This window comes from Cellulomonas telluris (genome assembly GCF_004886325.1).
Taxonomy (GTDB): domain Bacteria; phylum Actinomycetota; class Actinomycetes; order Actinomycetales; family Cellulomonadaceae; genus Cellulomonas; species Cellulomonas telluris.
The window spans coordinates 539683-559620 of the sequence record NZ_QXFN01000002.1; the positions used below are offsets into that span (position 1 = coordinate 539683).

The following is a 19938-nucleotide window of genomic DNA, read 5'->3' on the forward strand; positions in this document are numbered from 1 at the left end:
TGCGCCGTGACGGTGCCGCAGGTGGCGGTCGTCGTCGTCACGTACAACGCGGCCGAGTGGGTCGACCGGTGCCTGCGGGCGCTGCTCGAGGACGCCCGCCCGCGCACGCCGTTCGAGGTCGTGGTGCTGGACAACGCGTCCGACGCGCCGACGCGCGAGGTCCTCGCGCGGTGGGCGGACCGCGTCCGGCTCCATCTGGGCAGCGAGAACATCGGCTTCGGACGGGGCTGCAACGCCGCGGTCGCGATGACGGACGCCGAGCGCGTGGTGCTGCTCAACCCGGACGCGGTGGTCCGGGAGGGGTGCATCGACGCCCTGGTCGAGGCGCTCGACGCGTACCCGCAGGCCGGGCTGGTCGGCGGCCGCACGCTGCGTCCCGACGGCTCGGTCGACCCCAGCAGCTGCTGGGGCCGGCCGACGCTGTGGAGCTGGTTCTGCTTCGCGACCGGCCTGTCGACGGCGTTCCGGCGCTCGCGGGTGCTGGACCCCGAGTCGCTGGGCCGCTGGGACCGGGGGACGGCGCAGGAGGTCGACATCGTCACGGGGTGCCTGCTGGCGTTCGAGCGCACGACCTGGGACAAGCTCGGCGGGTTCGACGAGCGCTTCTTCATGTACGCCGAGGACGCCGACCTGTCGCTGCGCGCGGCCGAGCTCGGGCTGCGGCCTCGGATCACACCCGACGCCGTCGCGGTGCACGCGGTGGGCGCGTCGTCCGCGCGGGCGCACAAGCTGCGGCTGCTCATGACGGGCAAGGCGACGTTGGCGCGGCTGCACTGGGCGCCGTGGCGGGCCCGCACGGGCGTCGCGATGCTCCTCGCCGGTGCGGCGGTGCGCGGCCTGGGGGAGCGGGCACTGGGCCGGACCCCGAGCTGGGGCACGCTCGTGTCGGACCGCTCGTGGACGCGGGGCTGGCCCGCCTGACGACGGGTGCCGGCGTGCGTGGGATCGCTCACTCCCGCGCAGCCGACCCGGTGTCGACACGGCGTCGCCGCCGTGAAGGTCCTGTGCTGTGACGAAGGACGCCCGGTCGTGGGAGCGCACCCGCTGACCTGAGTCAACACTCCGTCCGTCCGCTTTTGCCCCCGCGCGGCCCGCGTGACGACGCCGGATTTCGTGCCTAGCGTCGTAAACGACCGAAGTGATGCCCCAGGCATCCATCTCCGGGCGGTCGCCCGGTGGGCGGCGCCGACGTGCGCTGCGTCCCGCCGCGGCGGGCAGCGGGTCGTCCCGCGCCGGGAACCGCACGGACCGGCGACCAGGGACGGTCGTCCGGCGGGTCGCCACAGGGGAACACATCGCAGGGCAACCCCGGGACCCGGGGTGCGACGGGCGAGGGCCACCACCCTCCTCGAGGTGCACGACGCCTCATCAGCCGGTCGCTCCGCCCGAACGGACAGGCACCAAGGCGCGCGATCCCGCACGCCTGCTACAGGCGCGCGACCGCGCGCCGGAACGACGGAGAACCACGTGAGCACCACCACCACCACCATGCGCCGCCGCGGCCTCGCGGCCCTGGCGCTCGGTGTCAGCGCGAGTGTCGCCCTCGGCTTCACCGCCGGGCCGGCCGCCGCCGCCAGCACCGAGACGATCTTCGGAACCGGCACGCCCAGCGGCGTGAAGGCCGCGACGAACGACACGGCCGCCGTCGAGCTCGGCACCGCGTTCACCGCGAAGGCGACCGGCGACGTCACCGGCGTCCGGTTCTGGAAGACCGCGGGCAACACCGGCACGCACACCGCCTCGCTGTGGACGGCCGACGGCAAGCGCCTCGCGCGGGCCACCTTCACCAACGAGACCGCGACCGGCTGGCAGACCGTGAAGTTCGCGACGCCGGTCGACGTGACCTCGGGCAGCAGCTACGTCGTCTCGTACCACGCGCCGCAGGGCCGGTACGCGTACACGGAGAACTACACCGGCAAGTCCCTGTCGTCCTCGATGCTCCTGCCGACGAGCAACGCCGGCCGGTTCGTCTACGGCTCCGGCGGGTTCCCCAAGCAGAGCTTCAAGTCGACGAACTACTGGGTCGACGCCGTCTTCACGGCGGACGCCCCCGCCGCCGTCGCCCCCACCCAGCCGGCCCCGCCGGCCCCCGCGCCGAGCACGGCGCGTCCGGGTGCGAGCAACACCGGTGTCCCCGCCGGCACGACGCTCAAGGCGTCCGGCGCCCTGACGATCACCACGCCGAACACCGTGATCGACGGCTACGACATCTCGGGCAAGGTCGTCGTCGCGGCGTCGAACGTCACGATCAAGAACTCCCGCATCCACGGCAACGGCACGGGTGACGGCATCAGCGTCCGGTCGGGCAACGTCGTGATCCAGGACAGCGAGATCTACAACTTCGAGAACGCCATCGGCTACTCGAACTACGCCGCGTACCGCGTGAACGTGCACTCCACCACGGGTGACGGCGTCAAGCTCGGGTCCAACACCACGCTGCAGGACAGCTGGATCCACGACCTCACGCCCGGCCCGGGCGCGCACGCCGACGGCGGCCAGGTGCAGGACGGCATCCGCAACCTCGTGGTGCGCAACAACACGATCGACGTCTCCTCGACCACGAAGGCCAACGCGGCGCTGTTCATCGCGCCGGACTTCGGCCCCACCACGGACGGGCCCGTCCTCGTCGAGGGCAACTACCTCAACGGCGGCGGCTTCACGGTGTTCGTCGTCGACGGCAACAACGGCCAGTACGTCATCCGGAACATCACCTTCCGGAACAACACGTTCGGCCGCACCGCGCAGTACGGCCAGGCCCGGGTCAACGTCCCGGTGACCTGGACGGGCAACGTCTTCGCGGACAACGGGGCTGCCGTCCGCTACTGACGCCACCCCGCGCTCACGCGCCCACCCCCGCGACCCCGGCTGCCACGAGCGGCCGGGGTCGCGGCCGTCGCGGCGCGGCGCGGGTCAGCGCACGACCGACGGCGACCACGCGCCGGGCACCAGCAGCCGGGGCACGGCGTCGGGGGTCGTGCCCGTGGCCCACACGTCGGTGACGCCGGGCTCGCCCGCCCGGGCGAGCCCGTACAGGAGGGTGGCGTCGTCGAGCCACTCGGCCTGGTCGTCGACGCCCCGCGTGCCGGGCAGCAGCGTCTCGGTGCCCGAGGCCAGGTCGCGCACGGCGAGCGCCCAGACGGACTGCCCCTGCGCGGTGCCCACGACCTTCTTGTAGGCGACCCGGGTGCCGTCGGGCGAGAGCGCGGGGCACTCGGCGTCCTCCTGCACCGACTCCATCGCGCGTGCCGCGAGGGAGCCCCGCACGAGCCACGTCCTGCCGGCGGACTGCGACGCCGCGGTCGCGTAGAACACGTCGTCGTCGACGAACGTCACGCCCCACAGGTTGCGGTCCACCGCCGTGAACGGCTGCCCGTCGACCTCGAGCGCGAAGCCCTCGATGTTGCCGACGGCGGTCCCGTCGGCGTGGTGCACGTCGGTCTGGGTGGAGAAGCCCACGGCCGTGTACGAGTGGCCGGTCACGAACGCGGTGGTCGCGACGAGGCGCCCGTCGTCCGACAGCCGGGTGCGGCTCGGGATGCCCGGCAGCGGCCACGTCCGCTCGACCTGCCAGGTGCGGGCGTCCAGCAGCAGGGTCTCGAAGGACGTGACGACGCCGCGCACGGTGCGCAGGCAGGACGCGGTGCCGGCGGCCACGTCCACGCGGTCGCACGCGACGTCCGTGAACGCGCGGGGCCCGTCGGGGGCGTCGAGCGGGACGGCGGCGACGAGGCCGTACGTGCTGCCGGGCAGCGTGCTGCGGAACACCAGGTGCGGGGCGTCGAGCACGTCGCCGAGCGCGGTCGCGGGCACCGACGGCGCCGCGGCGACGGCGGCCTCCCGGCTCCGCCACGCGGTCACGGCGTAGGCACTCACGCCGACGGCCACGACGAGGGCCACGACGGCGAGCGCGACGACCCGGGGTGCCGGCCGCCTCACGCGTCCGCTCCCGCCGTCGCGTCCTCGGACGCGGGAGCGGCGTCGAGGGACCGGACGAGCACCCAGCAGACCGGCAGCGCGGCCGCGAGCAGCGCGGCGACGACCAGGATCGCGGGGCCGCGACCCGCGGTGTACCAGAGGACCCCGAACGCCGCCGACGCGACCATCCGCGCGACGGCCTGCACCGTCTGCGCCGTGCCGATCGCGGCGCCGCGCACGTCCGCGGACGCGATGCGCCCGACGACCGCGGCGAGCACGCCGTCGGTGGCGGCGTAGAACGCGCCGAGCAGGAGCAGCGCGGCGACGGTCGTCGCGGTCGACGCCCACGCCAGGCCGGCGCACACGTAGGCCGCGACCAGGGCGAGGTGGCCCCACACGAACACGCGGGCCCTGCCCCACCGGTCGGCGAGCCGTCCCACCGGGACCGCGAGCGACATGTACGCGACGTTCGTGCCGACGTAGAGCAGCGGGAACCACTGGGCGGCGAACCCGTCGCGCGCCTGCAGGGACAGGTAGACGAACCCGTCGCCGACCGTCAGCAGCGCGAGCACGCCGGCCGCCAGCAGCACGCGCCGCATCCGGGGCGCCACCACCAGGGACCAGCGGAAGGGGCGCCCGGCGGGCTGGAGGCCGGTGACGTCGCACGTGCAGCCCTTGCACTTCGGCAGCGCGCGCTCGCCCCGGCTGCGGTGGCGCGCCAGCCAGGCGGCGCGGCGGGGACGCAGGTCCGGCACGAGCAGGACGAGCGTGGCCAGGCCGAGCACCGCGGCGCCGAACGACACGACGAACACGGTCGAGTACCCGTCGGGGATCGCCCACAGGACGACGAACGCGAGCAGGGGACCCAGGGCGGCGCCCACGGTGTCGAGCGCGCGGTGCACCCCGAAGGACCGCCCGAGCGTCCGCGGGTCGGACGCCGCGGCGATCATCGCGTCCCGCGGCGCCGTGCGGATGCCCTTGCCCACGCGGTCGACGGCCACCGCCGCCGTCACGCCCGCGAACCCGCCCGCGGCGAGGAGCCCCGCGCGGCTGAGCGCGGACAGGCCGTACCCGGTGGTCGCGACCCACTTCGGGTGGTCCCCGCGGTCGGCGGCCCACCCGCCGAGCACCCGCACGAGCGCGGTCGCGCCCTGCATGAGCCCGTCGAGGACCCCGTACGCGAGGGTCGACAGCCCCAGCGCCGTCGTCACGTACAGCGGCAGGATCGCCGCCACCGACTCCGACGAGATGTCGGTGAGCATGCTGACGACGCCGAGCGTGACGACGACCGACGAGACCTTGGCCGGCCGCGCCGGGCGCCGGCCGGCGCCGGACGACGCACCGGGCGCGGGCCTCGATGCCGCCGGGCGGTCCCGCAGGGAGAGGTACACGCGCGTCACCCGGCCGTCGTCAGCGTGCCGGCGAGGGTGAGCTCGGTGCCGCCGCCGGTCCGGGGGCGGACGGTCAGCACGAGACCGTCCGGTCCGCGGGTGAACGCGGTCGCGGTGCTGCCGGGCGTCGCGGGCGCCGGGGACACGGCGAAGCCGGCGGCGGCGAGCTCCTGGACGTACGCGTCCTGGACCGCGGCCGGCTCGGCGTCGCCGCTGGCCTCGAGGCCGACCTGCAGGCGCTGCCCGTCGGGGGAGACCGAGCTGGACACGACGCGCACGCCGTCGGGCACCGGGACGACCTGGACGGGGAACCCGCCCACGAGCCGCTCGCCGCGCGCCGCGTCGGCCGGCGGCAGGGCGCCGGTCAGGGAGGGGCCGGGGACGACGGCCGCCGGGTGCGCCGTCTCGTCCGGCGGCGCGACGGGTGCGAGCTCGCTCGGGGTGTCCCCGCTGGAGCCGGTGACGTCGCCCGCGCCGGCGTCGTCCGGCCCCGCGCCGCCGTCGCCACCGCCGCCGGCCGTGCCCGTCCCGGTCCCGGCGCCGCCGCCGTCCGCGGACCCGGTCGCGCCGGCCGTCCCCGCCGGGGTGGGCGAGGTCGTGGTCGCGCCCGTCGTGTCGGTGGCGTCGCCCCCCGTGCAGCCCGCGAGTCCGAGGAGCACGGCGAGCCCGAGGGCCGGCAGCGCGGAGCGGGCTCGGGGGCGGGCGGGGCGGGGGCGGTCCATGGAGCACCTTCGGGGCGTGCGGTCCGGGCGAGCCGCCGCAAAAGGGACATCTCGACCGCGCAGACGTTACCCAGCGCGGTCGGCCGCGCGGTCGCCCCCGTCGGCTTTTCACCCCGCGCAGGCGGGTGGAATCCCCCGGTCAGGGGAGCGCGAGCGCGTCGACCACGTGCGCGGCGATCTCGAGCGAGGCGGTCGCCGCGGGGGACGGCGCGTTGAGCACGTGCACCTGCCGGGCCGTGCGCTGCACGAGGAAGTCGTCGACGAGGCGGCCGTCGCGCTCGACCGCCTGGGCGCGCACGCCCGCGGGGGACGGCCGCAGGTCGCCCTCCTGGATCTGCGGCACGAGCTGCGCGAGGCTGCGCGCGAACGCGCGGCGGGACAGCGAGCGCACGACCTCCTGGAACCCGGGCGCGACGTTGCGCGCGCCCATCCGCCACAGCCCGGGCCAGGCGAGCGCGTCGACCACGTCGCGCGGCGAGACGTCCCGCCGGCGGTACCCCTCGCGGGCGAGCGCGAGGACGGCGTTGGGGCCCGCGTGGACGCCGCCCGTGAGCATGCGCGTCAGGTGCACGCCCAGGAACGGGAACCGCGGGTCCGGCACCGGGTAGACGAGGCCGCGCACGAGCGCCGCGGCGCGCGGGCCGAGCTCGTGGTACTCCCCGCGGAACGGCACGATCCTCGCCCGGGGGACGACCCCGCACGCGCGGGCGACCCGGTCGGCGTGCAGCCCGGCGCACGCGACGAGCCGGTCGGCGCGCAGCTCGCGCTCGCCGCCGGGCCCCGCGAGCCGCACGTGCACCGCCTCGGGCGACTCGCTCGCCCCGACCACCTGCGTGCCCAGGGCGAGCTCGCCCCCGTGCTCCCGGACGTCGCCGGCCAGGGCGCGGCACACCCCCACGTAGTCGACGATCCCGGTCGTCCGGACCCAGAGCGCGTCCACCGCGGCGACGTGGGGCTCGTGCTCGCGCGCGCCGGCGGCGCCGACGAGGTCGGCCGGCACGCCGTTGGCGGCGGCCCGCTCCGCGAGCCGGTGCAGCCCCGGCACCTGGTCCGGCGAGGTCGCCACGACGAGCTTGCCGGTGACCTCCACCGCGACGCCGCGCTCCCGCGCGAACGCCGTCATGCTGCGGGCGCCCGCGACCGCCATGCGCGCCTTGAGGCTGCCGGGCGCGTAGTAGAGGCCCGAGTGCACGACGCCGGAGTTGCGGCCGGTCTGGTGCCGCGCCGGCTCGTCCTCCTTCTCCAGCACCGTGACCCGGTGCCCCTGGGCCCCGAGACGGGCGGCCACGGCCAGCCCGACGATGCCGGCTCCCACCACGACGACGTGCGGCACCCGCGGCCTCCCCGCTCGCCCCGCCGTCGCCGGCGGGCGTCCCGACGCCCCGGACCAGGGGGTCGAGGCGTCACGGTAGCGCCCCTGCACCCGCCCGGTGCCCGGCGGTTCGGGCGAATTCGTCCCGTGGCGGACGCGGCGTCCCGCGGACGCCGCCCCGCCGGGCCGTGTCGGTGGCGGCTCGTAGACTGGTGGGGCACCCCGGGTCCCAGTGGATCCGGGGCGTTCGTGCTGTCCCCGGCCCCGTGCTGTCCCCGGCCTCGTGCCGTCCCGGCCTCGCGCCGGCCGGCCGACGACCGCCTGCCCCGCCACCCCCGTCACCGCACCTGCGAAGGACCCATGGACCTGACCGGACTGCTCCCCGCCCTGCTCGCCGACCCCGCCGCCGCCGAGGCCGTCGCGTCCGTGCGCGCCCGCGGCGAGCTCGACGTCGTCGGCCCCGCGGGCGTCCGCCCGCCGCTGCTCGCCGCGCTCGCCGGTGCGCGCGCCACGGGGGCCGCGGGGGAGGGGCCCGCCGGCCGGCCGCTCGTCGTCGTCACCGCGACGGGCCGCGACGCCGACGAGCTCGCGGCCGCGCTGCGCTGCTACCTCCCCGACGACGACGTGGCGGTGCTGCCGAGCTGGGAGACGCTGCCGCACGAGCGGCTGAGCCCGCGCTCGGACACCGTGGCCCGCCGCCTCGCCGTGTTCCGCCGCCTCGCGCACCCGGACCCCGAGCCCGGGCCGACGGGACCGGTGCGGGTGCTCGTCATGCCCGTGCGCGCACTGCTGCAGCCCGTGGTCGACGGGCTCGGCGAGCTCGTGCCGGTGGAGATCCGCCCCGGCCAGCAGGTGGACCTCGACGACGTCGCACGCCGCCTGGTCGACGCGGCCTACACCCGCGTCGACATGGTCGAGCGGCGCGGCGAGTTCGCGGTGCGCGGCGGCATCCTCGACGTGTTCCCGCCGACGGAGGACCACCCCCTGCGCGTGGAGCTGTGGGGCGAGGACGTCGAGGAGATCCGCTGGTTCTCCGTGGCCGACCAGCGGAGCCTCGAGATCGCGGACCACGGCGTGTGGGCGCCGCCGTGCCGCGAGATCCTGCTGACCGACGCGGTCCGCGAGCGGGCCGCGGCGCTCGCCGAGCGGCTGCCCGGCGCGGTCGACATGCTCGACCGGCTCGCGCAGGGCATCGCCGTCGAGGGCATGGAGTCCCTCGCCCCCGTCCTGGTCGACCGCATGGTCCCCGTGGTCGACCTCGTGCCTGACGAGTCCCTGCTGGTCGTCGTCGACCCCGAGCGCGTGCGCCGGCGCGCGCACGACCTGGTCGCCACCACCGAGGAGTTCCTCGCGGCGGCGTGGACCTCCGCCGCCGCTGGGGCGCAGGTGCCCCTCGACCTGTCGGCGGCCTCGTTCGCGTCCTTCGCGGACGTGCGCGCCCGCAGCCAGGTGCGCGGGCTCGGCTGGTGGACGCTCAGCGGCTTCACCCTCGACGCGGGCGCCGCGGACGCCGGCACCGTGCCGGACGACGGGCTCGGGCACGCGGACGGCGTGCGCACGCTCGTCGTCGCGGCGCGCGACGTCGAGCGGTACCGCGGCGAGGTCGAGCGCGCCGTCGCGGACGTGCGCCGCCTGCAGCAGCAGGGGTGGCGGCTGCTGCTCGCCACCGAGGGCCACGGGCCGGCGCAGCGCATGGTCGAGCAGCTGCGCGCCTCGGAGGTGCCGGCGCGCCTCGTCGGCACGGTCGACGACGAGCCCGAGGGCGGGGTCGTGCTCGTCACCCCGGCGCCGGTCGGCCCGGGGTTCGTGCACGAGGACCTGCACCTGGCCGTCTTCAGCGAGGCCGACCTCACCGGGCGGGCCGGGTCGAGCACGCGGGACATGCGGCGCATGCCGAGCCGGCGCCGCAACGTCGTCGACCCGCTGCAGCTGCGCCCGGGCGACTTCGTCGTGCACGAGCAGCACGGCGTCGGGCGGTTCGTCGAGCTCGTGCAGCGCACGGTCGGCACGGGCGCGAACGCAGCGACCCGCGAGTACATGGTGGTCGAGTACGCGTCCAGCAAGCGCGGGCAGCCGGGCGACCGCCTGTTCGTCCCGACGGACCAGCTGGACCAGGTGACGAAGTACGTGGGCGGCGAGGCGCCGACGCTCAACCGCATGGGCGGGGGCGACTGGGCCAAGACGAAGAGCCGCGCCCGCAAGGCGGTCAAGGAGATCGCGGCGGAGCTCATCCGCCTGTACTCGGCGCGCATGGCGACGCCCGGGCACGCGTTCGGCCCGGACACCCCCTGGCAGCGCGAGCTCGAGGACGCGTTCGCCTACGTCGAGACGCCGGACCAGCTCGCCACGATCGACGAGGTCAAGCAGGACATGGAGAAGCCGATCCCCATGGACCGGCTGGTCTGCGGCGACGTCGGCTACGGCAAGACGGAGATCGCGGTGCGTGCCGCGTTCAAGGCCGTGCAGGACGGCAAGCAGGTGGCCGTCCTGGTGCCGACGACGCTGCTCGTGCAGCAGCACCTCGACACGTTCGCCGAGCGGTACTCGGCGTTCCCCGTGACCGTGAAGGCGCTCTCCCGGTTCCAGACGCCGAAGGAGAGCAAGGAGATCCTGGAGGGGCTGGCCGACGGGTCGGTCGACGTGGTCATCGGCACCCACCGCCTCATCACGGGCGGCGTGCGGTTCAAGGACCTCGGCCTGGTCATCATCGACGAGGAGCAGCGGTTCGGCGTCGAGCACAAGGAGACGCTCAAGGCGCTGCGCACCAACGTCGACGTGCTCGCGATGAGCGCGACGCCCATCCCGCGCACGCTCGAGATGGCCGTCACGGGCATCCGCGAGATGTCGACGCTCGCCACGCCGCCGGAGGAGCGCCACCCGGTGCTCACGTTCGTCGGGCCGTACGAGGAGAAGCAGATCGGCGCCGCGATCCGCCGTGAGCTGCTGCGCGAGGGCCAGGTCTTCTACGTGCACAACAAGGTGGAGACGATCGAGCGCACGGCGCAGCGGCTCAGCGAGCTGGTGCCGGAGGCGCGGGTCGGGGTGGCGCACGGCAAGATGAACGAGCACCAGCTCGAGCGCGTGATCATGGACTTCTGGGAGAAGAAGTTCGACGTCCTCGTCTGCACGACGATCGTGGAGACGGGCCTGGACATCTCCAACGCCAACACGCTGATCCTCGAGCGGGCCGACCGGCTGGGGCTCTCGCAGCTGCACCAGCTGCGCGGGCGCGTCGGGCGTGGCCGCGAGCGCGCGTACGCGTACTTCCTGTACCCGCCGGAGGTGCCGCTCACCGAGACGGCGCACGACCGCCTCCAGACGATCGCCGCGCACACCGACCTCGGGGCCGGCATGGCCGTGGCCATGAAGGACCTGGAGATCCGCGGTGCGGGCAACCTGCTCGGCGGCGAGCAGTCCGGGCACATCGAGGGCGTCGGCTTCGACCTGTACGTGCGGATGGTCGGCGAGGCGGTCGCGAGCTACCGCGGCGACCAGCCGGAGGAGCTGCCGGACGTCACCATCGAGCTGCCGGTCGACGCGCACATCCCGCACGACTACGTGGCCCACGAGCGGCTGCGCCTCGAGGCGTACCGCAAGATCGCGACGGCGGCGGACGAGTCGGCGCTCGCCGAGGTCCACGCCGAGCTCGCGGACCGGTACGGCGCCGTCCCCGCGGCCGTGGAGAACCTGTTCGACGTCGCGCGGTTCCGTCTGCACGCGCGCGGCTCCGGCCTGTCGGACATCACGGCCCAGGGCCGGTTCGTGCGCTTCGCGCCCGTGGAGCTGCCGGAGTCGGCGCAGCTGCGGCTCAAGCGGCTGTACCCGGGGGCGGTGCTCAAGCCGGCCGTGCGGACCGTGCTGGTGCCGTTCCCGACGACCGCGCGGATCGGCGGCAAGCCGCTGCACGGCAAGGAGCTGCTCGCCTGGGCACGGCAGTTCGTGGACGCGGTCGTGCGCGGCGACGTCTCGGTCGCCGCGCAGGTCGGCACGCGCTGAGAGGCTGTGCCGCGGAGGCGACCCGGGGCGGGCCGATGAGTTCGGAGGCCCGCCCGGGTCCGACTCCCTGACCACGCACCGCCGGCGCTGCACCGCGCCGCCGCCGACCTCGGGAGCAACCCCATGGCCTCTGTCGTCTCCACCCTCTTCGTCTCCCTCGACGGCGTCGCGGAGATCGACCCCGACTGGCACTTCCCGTACTTCGACGAGCACATGGGTGCCGCGGTGGACGAGGACTACGAGGGCGCCGACGTGCTGCTGCTCGGGCGCACCACGTACGAGAGCTTCGCGGGGGCGTGGCCGCAGCGGGAGGCCGAGGGCGGCGAGGACGCGCCCTTCGCGGCGCGCCTCGGCGACACCCGCAAGCTCGTCGCCACGCACGGCGACCAGGACCTGGGCTGGCGCAACGTGGAGCGTGTCGAGGGCGACCTCGTCGAGGCCGTCCGCGCGCTGCGCGCCGACGACGGCGTGCACAAGGTGCTCGTGCCCGGCTCGCTGTCGGTGGTCCGCCAGCTCCTGGCGGGCGGGGTCCTCGACGAGCTGCGCCTGCTCGTCCACCCGGTGCTGGCGCAGAAGGGCGAGAAGCTCTTCACGGACGAGGGACCGGTCGTCCCGCTGACGCTGCTCCGCTCGGACGCGTACCCCACCGGCGTGGTCCGGCTCGTGTACGCCGCCGCCGACCGCGCCCCGGCGGCCGCGGGCGATGACGACGTGACGGCGCACGTGCCCGGCGCGTGACGGGCGGGCGCACCCGCCCGGAGGACGGCGGCCCCGTCCGCGCCCCCTACGATGGCCGCGGTCGAGGGACGACTTCCGACGACGGGAGGCTCTGGTGACGGTGCGACGAGGCACGCGGACGGGACGACGGGCGCACGCCCGCACGACGGCGGCGCTGGCCGCGGCCCTGACGGTCACGGGTGTGCTGGGGGCGTGCTCGGCGCAGCCCGGCGCGGCGGCGGTCGTGGACGGGGAGGCGATCGCCACGGACGTGCTGGCCTCCGCGCAGGAGGACCTGCGGCCCCTGTTCCCGGGCGCGACGACGCAGGACGTCCTGACGATCCTGGTCACCGAGCCGATCCTCACGCAGGTCGCGGCCGAGCGGGGTCTGGGCGTCAGCGACGAGCAGGCCCGCGCCTTCCTGGATCGCGCCGCGGAGCAGCAGCTCGGCGAGGGGGCCGCCGACCTGCGGTTCGGCGACGGTGCCGTCGCGGTGGCGCGGTACTCGCTCGCGGTCGAGGCGCTGCAGGGCGCGCCGGACGCGCAGGCCGCGGCGGACGAGTACCGGCAGCGCGTGGCCGAGGCCGACGTCGAGGTCAACCCCCGCTTCGGCACGTTCGAGGAGGCCGTGGTGACGCCCCCGGCACGGCCGTCCTGGGTGGTGCCCGAGGGCGGCCGCGCCGCAGGCGGCGGTCAGGACGGGCCGGGCGAGGGCTCCACCCCCGCGCCGACGCCGACCGCGCGATGAGCCCGTCCGGGCGGCGGGCGGCGGGCACGCCCACGGCACCCGAGCACGTCGCCCCGGAGGAGCGCGCCGCTGCGGCGTTCGGGCGGCTCGTCGCGGTGATGGACCGGCTCCGCTCACCGGGCGGGTGCCGGTGGGACGCCGAGCAGACGCACGCGAGCCTCGTGCCGTACGCGCTGGAGGAGGTCCACGAGCTCGCGGAGGCCGTGGACGCAGGCGACCGGGAGGGGCTGCGCGAGGAGCTCGGCGACGTGCTGCTCCAGGTCGTGTTCCACGCCCGCGTGGCGCAGGACGACGCGCAGGACCCGTTCGACGTCGCGGAGGTCGCGGACCGGCTCGTCGCGAAGCTCGTCCGGCGCCACCCGCACGTGTTCCGAGAGGACGGGCCCGGCACGGACGGGTCCGGCGAGGACGGGCCGCGCACGGACGGGCCCGGTGGCGACGCGCCGGGGGCCGACGGACCCGGCGCCGCCGACCTGCACCGGCGCTGGGACGACGCGAAGCGCGCCGAGAAGCCGGCCCGGGCGTCGGCGCTCGACGGGGTGCCGGCGTCGCTCGGGTCGCTCGCGCGGACGCAGAAGGTGGCCGGCAAGGCGGTGCGGGCGGGTCTGCTCGACCTCGAGGCCCCGGCGCCGGACGACCGGGCGGACCTGACCGCGCCGGCGCCGGCGTCGGCGGAGGACCTCGCGTCCGCACCCCGGGCCGCCGCCGTGGACGGGATCGGTGACGACGCCGTCGCAGCCACCGGGCGACCCGCGGACGACGAGCCCCTGGACCCCGCCGACACCCCCGACGTCGAGGCGGCCGTCAGCGCCGTGACCGGCGGCGTGCCTGACGTCGAGGCCGCCGTCGGCGCCGTGGTCGGCGCGGCCCCCGACCCGGACGAGCGCGACTCGGCCCTGGGTGCGCGGCTGCTCGCGCTCGTGCTGGAGGCCGAGCGCGAGGGCGTGGACGCGGAGGGCGCACTGCGCCGTGCCGCCGCCGCGTGGGAGGTCGGCCTCCGTGCGGCAGAGCGCGGCGACACCGGCGCGGGCCCGACGCCCTGGAGGTAGGCCGGCCGGGACCGAGGTCCGGGGTCACGGCACGCGCCCGCGGCCACGATGAGCACGCCGGGCGGCCGCCCGGACGACGCGAGCACGAGGAGCTGGCATGAGGATCGGCGTCCCCCGCGAGCACCGGCCGGGGGAGCGGCTCGTCGCCGCGACGCCCCGCACCGTCGGCGCGCTGCGCGACCTGGGGTACGACGTGGTCGTCGAGCGCGGCGCCGGGGAGGGGGCCACGTTCGGCGACGACGCCTACGCCGCCGCCGGCGCCCGGGTCGCCGACGCGCGCGAGGTCTGGGCCGCCGACGTCGTCACGGCCGTGCACGCGCCGCGCGAGCAGGACCTCGAGGCCATGCGGCCCGGCGGGACGCTCGTCGCGATGATGCAGCCGTACCAGGACCCCGGCGTCGCGGACCGCCTCGCGTCCCGCGGGCTGACGGGCCTCGCGCTGGACGCCGTGCCGCGCATCTCGCGCGCCCAGGCGCTCGACGTGCTCTCGACGCTGTCCAACGTCGCCGGGTACCGGGCCGTGATCGAGGCCGCCGAGGCGTACGGCGGCATGTTCGCCGGGCAGGTCACCGCGGCGGGCAAGACGCCCCCGGCCCGCGTGTTCGTCATCGGCGCCGGTGTCGCCGGGCTCGCGGCCGTCGGCACGGCCGTCAGCCTGGGAGCCGAGGTCCGCGCGTTCGACGTCCGGCCCGAGGCGGCCGAGCAGATCGAGTCGATGGGCGCGCGGGTGGTGCGGGCCGACGGCGCCGCGCAGGAGGTCTCGGCCGACGGGTACGCGCGCGAGCTCACCGCCGACCAGGAGCGGCTGACCGCGGCGATGTACGCCGAGCAGACGGCCTGGGCGGACGTCGTCGTGACCACCGCGCTCGTGCGGGGCCGCGCGCCGCGGACGGTCACGGCGCAGATGGTCGCCGCGATGCGCCCCGGGTCGGTGGTCGTGGACCTCGCCGCGTCCGGCGGGGGCAACTGCGAGCTGACCGTGCCCGGCGAGCGCGTCGTCACCCCCGGCGGCGTCGTCGTGCTCGGCTGGACCGACCTGCCGAGCCGCATGCCGCAGCACACGTCGCAGCTGTTCGGCACGAACGTCGTCCACCTGATGGCGCTGCTCACCCCCGGCCGGGACGGCGTGCCCGTGCTCGACCTGGAGGACCCGGTGCAGCGCGGCCTCACCGTCGCGCACGACGGGGCGGTGCTGTGGCCGCCGCCGCCCGTCGCGGTGTCCGCGCCGGCGCCGGCCCCGGCCGCGGCGCCCGTCGGGACGCCCGAGCAGGCGGCCGCCCGCGCCGCCGCGGTGGCGTCCGACGCGCGGCGCCGGTCGCAGCGGCGCAGCGTCCTGTACGCGCTCGGCGCGGTGCTCGCTACGCTCGCGCTCACCCTCGCGCCCGCGTCGTTCGTCGGGCACGCCACCGTGTTCGCGCTCGCGGTCGTCGTCGGCTACTACGTCATCTCGCACGTCAGCCACGCGCTGCACACGCCGCTCATGGCCACCACGAACGCGATCAGCGGGATCATCCTCGTCGGCGCGCTGCTGCAGATCGGCGACGACTCGTGGGTCGTGACGGGCCTGGCGTTCGTGGCGGCGACGGTGGCGGCGATCAACATCTTCGGCGGCTTCCTGGTGGCGAACCGCATGATCACCATGTTCCGCAAGGAGGCCTGACGCCGTGCTGACGTCCCTGGCGCAGGCCGTGTACCTGGTCGCCGCGCTCCTGTTCGTCCTGTCCCTCGCCGGGCTGAGCACCCAGGAGACGGCCCGCCGCGGCAACCTGGCGGGCATGGCCGGCATGGGCCTGGCCCTGCTCGCGACCGTGCTGCTGGCCGCCGACGTGTCCGAGCGCCCCGTCCCGGTCACTCTCCTGCTCATCGCGATGGCGCTCGCGATCGGCGCGGTCGTCGGCACGTGGCGCGCGCGGCACGTCGAGATGACGCAGATGCCGGAGATGATCGCGATCCTGCACTCGTTCGTCGGGCTCGCGGCGGTGCTCGTCGGCTACAACTCCTTCCTGACCGGGGAGCCGGACGCCGTGCACCTGGTCGAGGTGTTCCTCGGCGTGCTCATCGGCGCGGTGACGTTCACGGGCTCGGTCGTCGCGTACCTCAAGCTCTCCGGCCGGATCCGGTCGGCGCCGCTGGCACTGCCCGGGCGCAACCTGCTCAACCTCGCGGCCCTCGTGGTCTGCGCGGGTCTCCTCGCGTGGTTCCTCGCCGCGCCGTCCGTGCTGCCGCTCGCCCTCATGACCGTGGTGGCCCTCGCGCTCGGCTGGCACCTCGTCGCGGCGATCGGCGGCGGCGACATGCCCGTCGTCGTCTCGATGTTGAACTCGTACTCGGGCTGGGCGGCCGCCGCAGCCGGCTTCATGCTCGGCAACGACCTGCTCATCGTCGTCGGCGCCCTCGTGGGCTCGTCCGGCGCGATCCTGTCCTACCTCATGTGCCGCGCGATGAACCGGTCGTTCGTCTCCGTGATCCTCGGCGGGTACGGCACCGAGGGCGGGACGACGCCGGCGGCCGGTGCGGGCGAGCAGGGCGAGCACCGCGAGACGACCGCCGCCGAGGTCGCCGAGATGCTGCGCACCGCCCGGTCGGTCGTCATCACCCCGGGCTACGGCATGGCCGTGGCCAAGGCCCAGTACCCCGTCGCGGAGCTGACGTCCCGCCTGCGGGCGCAGGGCGTCGACGTGCGGTTCGCGGTGCACCCGGTCGCGGGGCGCCTGCCGGGCCACATGAACGTCCTGCTCGCCGAGGCCAAGGTGCCGTACGACATCGTCCTCGAGATGGACGAGATCGACGACGACCTGGCCGCCACCGACGTGGTCCTCGTCATCGGCGCCAACGACACGGTCAACCCCGCCGCGCTCGACGACCCGTCCTCGCCGATCGCCGGCATGCCGGTCCTCGAGGTCTGGAAGGCGAAGCAGGTCGTCGTGTTCAAGCGGTCGATGGCCACCGGGTACGCGGGCGTGCAGAACCCGCTGTTCTTCGGGGAGAACACGGTGATGCTCTTCGGCGACGCGAAGGACCAGGTGGAGCGCATCCTGGCGGCGGTCCCGGTCGGCTGAGCCGGGAGGCCCGCGAGGGCGGAAACGGTTCACCCCTGGGCGCACCCCTGCGCGCGCGCCTAGCGTCCGCGGCATGCCGCACGTCACCGCCGCCGCACGCGCCCGCACCCTCGTCGCCGCCGTGCTCGCCGTCGCGGGCGTCGCGGCGCTCGTCCTCGTCGCGCCGCTCGCGCAGCCGTCCGGCGCGCTGTCTCCGGCGGTCGTGCTGAGCAGCGACTTCGAGTCGGGCCTCGACGGGTGGGGGGCGCGCGGTGCGGCGAGCGTGACGCGCACCGCCGAGCACGGACCCCGCGGCACGCACAGCCTGCTCGTCACCGGGCGCACGGACCCCTGGGACGGCGCCGCCGTCGACGTGACCGACGCGTTCGAGCCCGGCACCTCGTACACGATCGGCCTCTGGCTGCGCCTGCCGGCCGGGGCGCCGGCGGCGGACCTGCGGGTGTCCGTCCAGCGCGACACCGGCGGCACGTCGTCGTACGACACGGTCACCACCGTCGCCGGGGTGACGGGCGACGCGTGGACGCAGGTGCTCGGCACCTACGTGCCGGGGGAGTTCGACACCGCGTCCCTGTACGTCGAGTCGACGTCCTCGCCGACCGACCTGCTGGTCGACGACGTCCTCGTCAGCGGGGTCCGCCACACGCCCGACCTGTCGCTGCCGTCGGTCGCGGACGCGCTCGCGGACGACTTCCCGTTCGGCATCGCGGTCGAGCCGGTCGACCTGCTGGGCGGCCGCGGGGACCTGCTCGCGCACCACGCGGCCCAGATCACCCCGGGCAACCAGCTCAAGCCCGACGCGGTGCAGCCCACCGAGGGCACCTTCACGTTCGACGCCGCCGACCGGCTGCTCGACTGGGCCGTGGCGCACGACGTGCGCGTGCACGGCCACACCCTGCTGTGGCACCAGCAGACGCCCGCGTGGTTCTTCCAGGGGCCCGACGGCACGCCCCTGACCACCTCCGCGGACGCCCAGGCCCTGCTCCGGGAGCGGCTGCGCACCCACGTCGAGGCCGTCGCCGACCACCTGCGGGACCGCTACGGCGAGTTCGGCACCCCCGGCAACCCGGTGCTCGCGTTCGACGTGGTCAACGAGGTGGTCGACGAGACGCAGCCCGACGGGATGCGGCGCAGCGAGTGGTACCGCGTGCTCGGGCCGTCGTACGTGGCCGACGCCTTCCGGTACGCGCGGGACGCGTTCGGGCCGGAGGTGCAGCTCTTCGTCAACGACTACAACACCGAGTACCCCGACAAGCGGGCGCCGTACCTGCGGCTCGTCACCGACCTGCTCGCGCAGGGCGTGCCCGTCGACGGGGTCGGTCACCAGCTGCACGTCGAGGTCGGACGGTCGATCGCCATGGCGGAGGCGACGATCACCGCGTTCGAGCCGCTGGGCGTGCGCCAGGCCGTCACGGAGCTCGACGTCTCGACGTACCGGCACGCCGGCGAGTCGTGGGCGACGCCGCCCGCGGACCGCCTGCTCGAGCAGGGGTACTACTACCGCGACCTGCTGGCGATGCTGCGCCGGCACGCGGCGGCGCTGGAGTCGGTCACGGTGTGGGGGCTCGAGGACAGCCGGACGTGGCTGCGGGCGGGGGCGGCCCCGCTGCTGTTCGACGGCGCGCTCCAGGCCAAGCCGGCGTACTGGGGGCTCGTCGACCCGTCGCGGATCGGGTCGACGCCGACCCCCACGCCGACCGCGCCGACCCCGACGCCCACCTCCACGACCCCGATCCCGCCGCCGCCCAGCCCGACCGTGACGACACCGCCGCCGCTGCCGCAGTTCGCCGCGTGCCGGGTCGCCTGGCGGACGCACAGCTGGCCGACCGGGTACACGGCCCTGCTCCGGGTCACCGTGACCGGCGGCTCGGTGGACGGCTGGACGCTGCGCTTCGCGACGCCGCGCAGCGACCAGCGGCTCGTGCAGGGGTGGAGCGCCACCTGGTGGCAGACGGGCATGGAGATCTCCGCGCAGGACGCCGGCTGGAACGCGCGCATCCCGTCCGGCGGCTCCGTCGACATCGGCTTCAACGGCAGCCACCAGGGCGAGGTGGGCCGCCCGACGGCCTTCGTGCTCAACGGCAGGGTGTGCGAGCAGGCCTGACGGGTCCGGACGCCGGGAACGCGGGTCCCGCGCAGGCCGTCAGGCGGGGCGGGACCCGACGACGACGGTCGCGTCGAGGTCCTCGTCGCGCAGCACGCGGACGTCCCAGCCGCGCGGGAAGGCCCCGGCCGTCACCGGTGCCTGGTGCTCGCCGGTCTCCACGGCGACGTGCCCGCCGGGTCGCACCCACGCGTCGGCGCCCGCGAGGAGCCGGCGCTGGACGTCGACGCCGTCGGCCCCGCCGTCGACCGCGGCCCGCGGCTCGTGCGCACGCGACTCGACGGGCATCGTCGCGACCGCGCGGGTCGGCACGTACGGCGCGTTCGCGACCAGCACGTCGACCCCGCCGCGCAGGTCCGCCGGCAGGGCGTCGAACAGGTCGCCGGCGGTGGCCGTCCCACGCCCCGTCAGGTTCACGGCCGCCCAGCGCACGGCGGCGGGGTCGACGTCCGCGGCGTGCACGCGCGCCCCGGGGACGTCCTGCGCGACGACCGCCGCGACCGCGGCGACGCCGCAGCACAGCTCGACCACCACGGGGGCCGGGCCCGACGCGCGTGCGAGCCCCACCGCCGTGCGGGCCAGCAGCTCGGTGCGCCGGCGCGGGACGAACACGCCCGGGCCCACGGCCACCCGGCGCCCGGAGAACGCGACCCAGCCGAGCACGGTCTCCAGCGGCTCGCCGGCGACGCGGCGGGCGGTGAGCACGTCGAGGTCCCCGCCCTCGGCGGCCGCCGCGCGCAGCAGGTCCGCCTCCTCCTCGGCGAACACGCAGCCCGCCGCCCGCAGGCGCGCGACGAGCGGGTCCGGACCGGGTGCCGTGCCGCGGCCGGCGGAGGAGGTCATCCCCGGATCGTCCCACCGCGCGTCCGCGCTGGTCACGGGGGCGCCGTCCGCCAGCCGAAGGTCCCCCGGGCACGGCCGCGGGTGC

At 76.0% G+C, this 19938-nt stretch carries 14 protein-coding genes; 9 read left to right on the forward strand and 5 right to left on the reverse strand.

Annotated features, from left to right (window positions below; translation table 11 throughout):
- Positions 1-6 precede the first annotated feature (6 nt).
- Positions 7-921 carry a glycosyltransferase family 2 protein gene (locus FB586_RS07715; protein ID WP_136518721.1) on the forward strand — a complete coding sequence of 305 codons (915 nt, stop codon included), beginning with the start codon at positions 7-9 and terminating at the stop codon, positions 919-921.
- Between the two features lie 546 nt (positions 922-1467).
- The gene (locus tag FB586_RS07720) at positions 1468-2826 is read left to right on the forward strand and encodes a DUF4082 domain-containing protein (RefSeq protein ID WP_136518722.1); all 1359 of its coding nucleotides are present in this window, start codon (positions 1468-1470) and stop codon (positions 2824-2826) included.
- Positions 2827-2910: 84 nt separating this feature from the next.
- Here the strand turns inward: FB586_RS07720 and FB586_RS07725 are convergent, their stop codons facing one another.
- The 4 genes from FB586_RS07725 to lhgD form a co-directional block, all read right to left on the reverse strand.
- Positions 2911-3936: a TolB-like translocation protein gene (locus tag FB586_RS07725; RefSeq protein WP_136518723.1), complete on the reverse strand. Its 1026-nt coding sequence runs from the start codon at positions 3934-3936 to the stop codon at positions 2911-2913.
- Complete coding sequence (locus tag FB586_RS07730) at positions 3933-5315, reverse strand: MFS transporter (RefSeq protein WP_246036626.1); 1383 nt, start codon at positions 5313-5315, stop codon at positions 3933-3935. The genes FB586_RS07725 and FB586_RS07730 overlap by 4 nt, the downstream gene beginning before the upstream one ends.
- Complete coding sequence (locus tag FB586_RS07735; protein WP_136518724.1) at positions 5312-6028, reverse strand: hypothetical protein; 717 nt, start codon at positions 6026-6028, stop codon at positions 5312-5314. The genes FB586_RS07730 and FB586_RS07735 overlap by 4 nt, the downstream gene beginning before the upstream one ends.
- Positions 6029-6167: 139 nt before the next feature.
- Positions 6168-7361 (reverse strand): L-2-hydroxyglutarate dehydrogenase, encoded by a 1194-nt coding sequence (gene lhgD, locus FB586_RS07740; protein WP_136518725.1) that lies wholly within the window; start codon positions 7359-7361, stop codon positions 6168-6170.
- A gap of 339 nt (positions 7362-7700) precedes the next feature.
- Here lhgD and mfd point away from each other — a divergent pair, with 339 nt between their 5' ends.
- The 7 genes from mfd to FB586_RS07780 all read left to right on the forward strand — a co-directional run bounded on the left by mfd (position 7701) and on the right by FB586_RS07780 (position 19010).
- Positions 7701-11336: a transcription-repair coupling factor gene (gene mfd, locus FB586_RS07745; protein WP_136518726.1), complete on the forward strand. Its 3636-nt coding sequence runs from the start codon at positions 7701-7703 to the stop codon at positions 11334-11336.
- Between the two features lie 123 nt (positions 11337-11459).
- Complete coding sequence (locus FB586_RS07750) at positions 11460-12074, forward strand: dihydrofolate reductase family protein (protein WP_136518727.1); 615 nt, start codon at positions 11460-11462, stop codon at positions 12072-12074.
- A 94-nt stretch (positions 12075-12168) separates the two neighbouring features.
- Positions 12169-12801 (forward strand): SurA N-terminal domain-containing protein, encoded by a 633-nt coding sequence (locus FB586_RS07755; RefSeq protein WP_136518728.1) that lies wholly within the window; start codon positions 12169-12171, stop codon positions 12799-12801.
- Positions 12798-13850 (forward strand): MazG nucleotide pyrophosphohydrolase domain-containing protein, encoded by a 1053-nt coding sequence (locus FB586_RS19985; protein ID WP_246036627.1) that lies wholly within the window; start codon positions 12798-12800, stop codon positions 13848-13850. The genes FB586_RS07755 and FB586_RS19985 overlap by 4 nt, the downstream gene beginning before the upstream one ends.
- A gap of 97 nt (positions 13851-13947) precedes the next feature.
- Positions 13948-15510 carry a Re/Si-specific NAD(P)(+) transhydrogenase subunit alpha gene (locus tag FB586_RS07770; RefSeq protein WP_136518729.1) on the forward strand — a complete coding sequence of 521 codons (1563 nt, stop codon included), beginning with the start codon at positions 13948-13950 and terminating at the stop codon, positions 15508-15510.
- A gap of 4 nt (positions 15511-15514) precedes the next feature.
- Positions 15515-16909: a Re/Si-specific NAD(P)(+) transhydrogenase subunit beta gene (pntB, locus tag FB586_RS07775; protein WP_136518730.1), complete on the forward strand. Its 1395-nt coding sequence runs from the start codon at positions 15515-15517 to the stop codon at positions 16907-16909.
- A 73-nt stretch (positions 16910-16982) separates the two neighbouring features.
- Positions 16983-19010: an endo-1,4-beta-xylanase gene (locus FB586_RS07780; protein ID WP_136518731.1), complete on the forward strand. Its 2028-nt coding sequence runs from the start codon at positions 16983-16985 to the stop codon at positions 19008-19010.
- A 39-nt stretch (positions 19011-19049) separates the two neighbouring features.
- Here the strand turns inward: FB586_RS07780 and FB586_RS07785 are convergent, their stop codons facing one another.
- The gene (locus tag FB586_RS07785; RefSeq protein WP_136518732.1) at positions 19050-19853 is read right to left on the reverse strand and encodes a putative protein N(5)-glutamine methyltransferase; all 804 of its coding nucleotides are present in this window, start codon (positions 19851-19853) and stop codon (positions 19050-19052) included.
- Between the last annotated feature and the right edge of the window lie 85 nt (positions 19854-19938).

Excerpts from the sequence above, each read along its gene's own strand:
- FB586_RS07735 (WP_136518724.1), bottom strand. The coding sequence starts at position 6,028 with ATGGACCGCCCCCGCCCCGCCCGCCCCCGAGCCCGCTCCGCGCTGCCG.
- FB586_RS19985 (WP_246036627.1), top strand. The coding sequence starts at position 12,798 with ATGAGCCCGTCCGGGCGGCGGGCGGCGGGCACGCCCACGGCACCCGAG.
- FB586_RS07770 (WP_136518729.1), top strand. The coding sequence starts at position 13,948 with ATGAGGATCGGCGTCCCCCGCGAGCACCGGCCGGGGGAGCGGCTCGTC.
- mfd (WP_136518726.1), top strand. The coding sequence starts at position 7,701 with ATGGACCTGACCGGACTGCTCCCCGCCCTGCTCGCCGACCCCGCCGCC.
- FB586_RS07785 (WP_136518732.1), bottom strand. The coding sequence starts at position 19,853 with ATGACCTCCTCCGCCGGCCGCGGCACGGCACCCGGTCCGGACCCGCTC.
- FB586_RS07750 (WP_136518727.1), top strand. The coding sequence starts at position 11,460 with ATGGCCTCTGTCGTCTCCACCCTCTTCGTCTCCCTCGACGGCGTCGCG.
- FB586_RS07780 (WP_136518731.1), top strand. The coding sequence starts at position 16,983 with ATGCCGCACGTCACCGCCGCCGCACGCGCCCGCACCCTCGTCGCCGCC.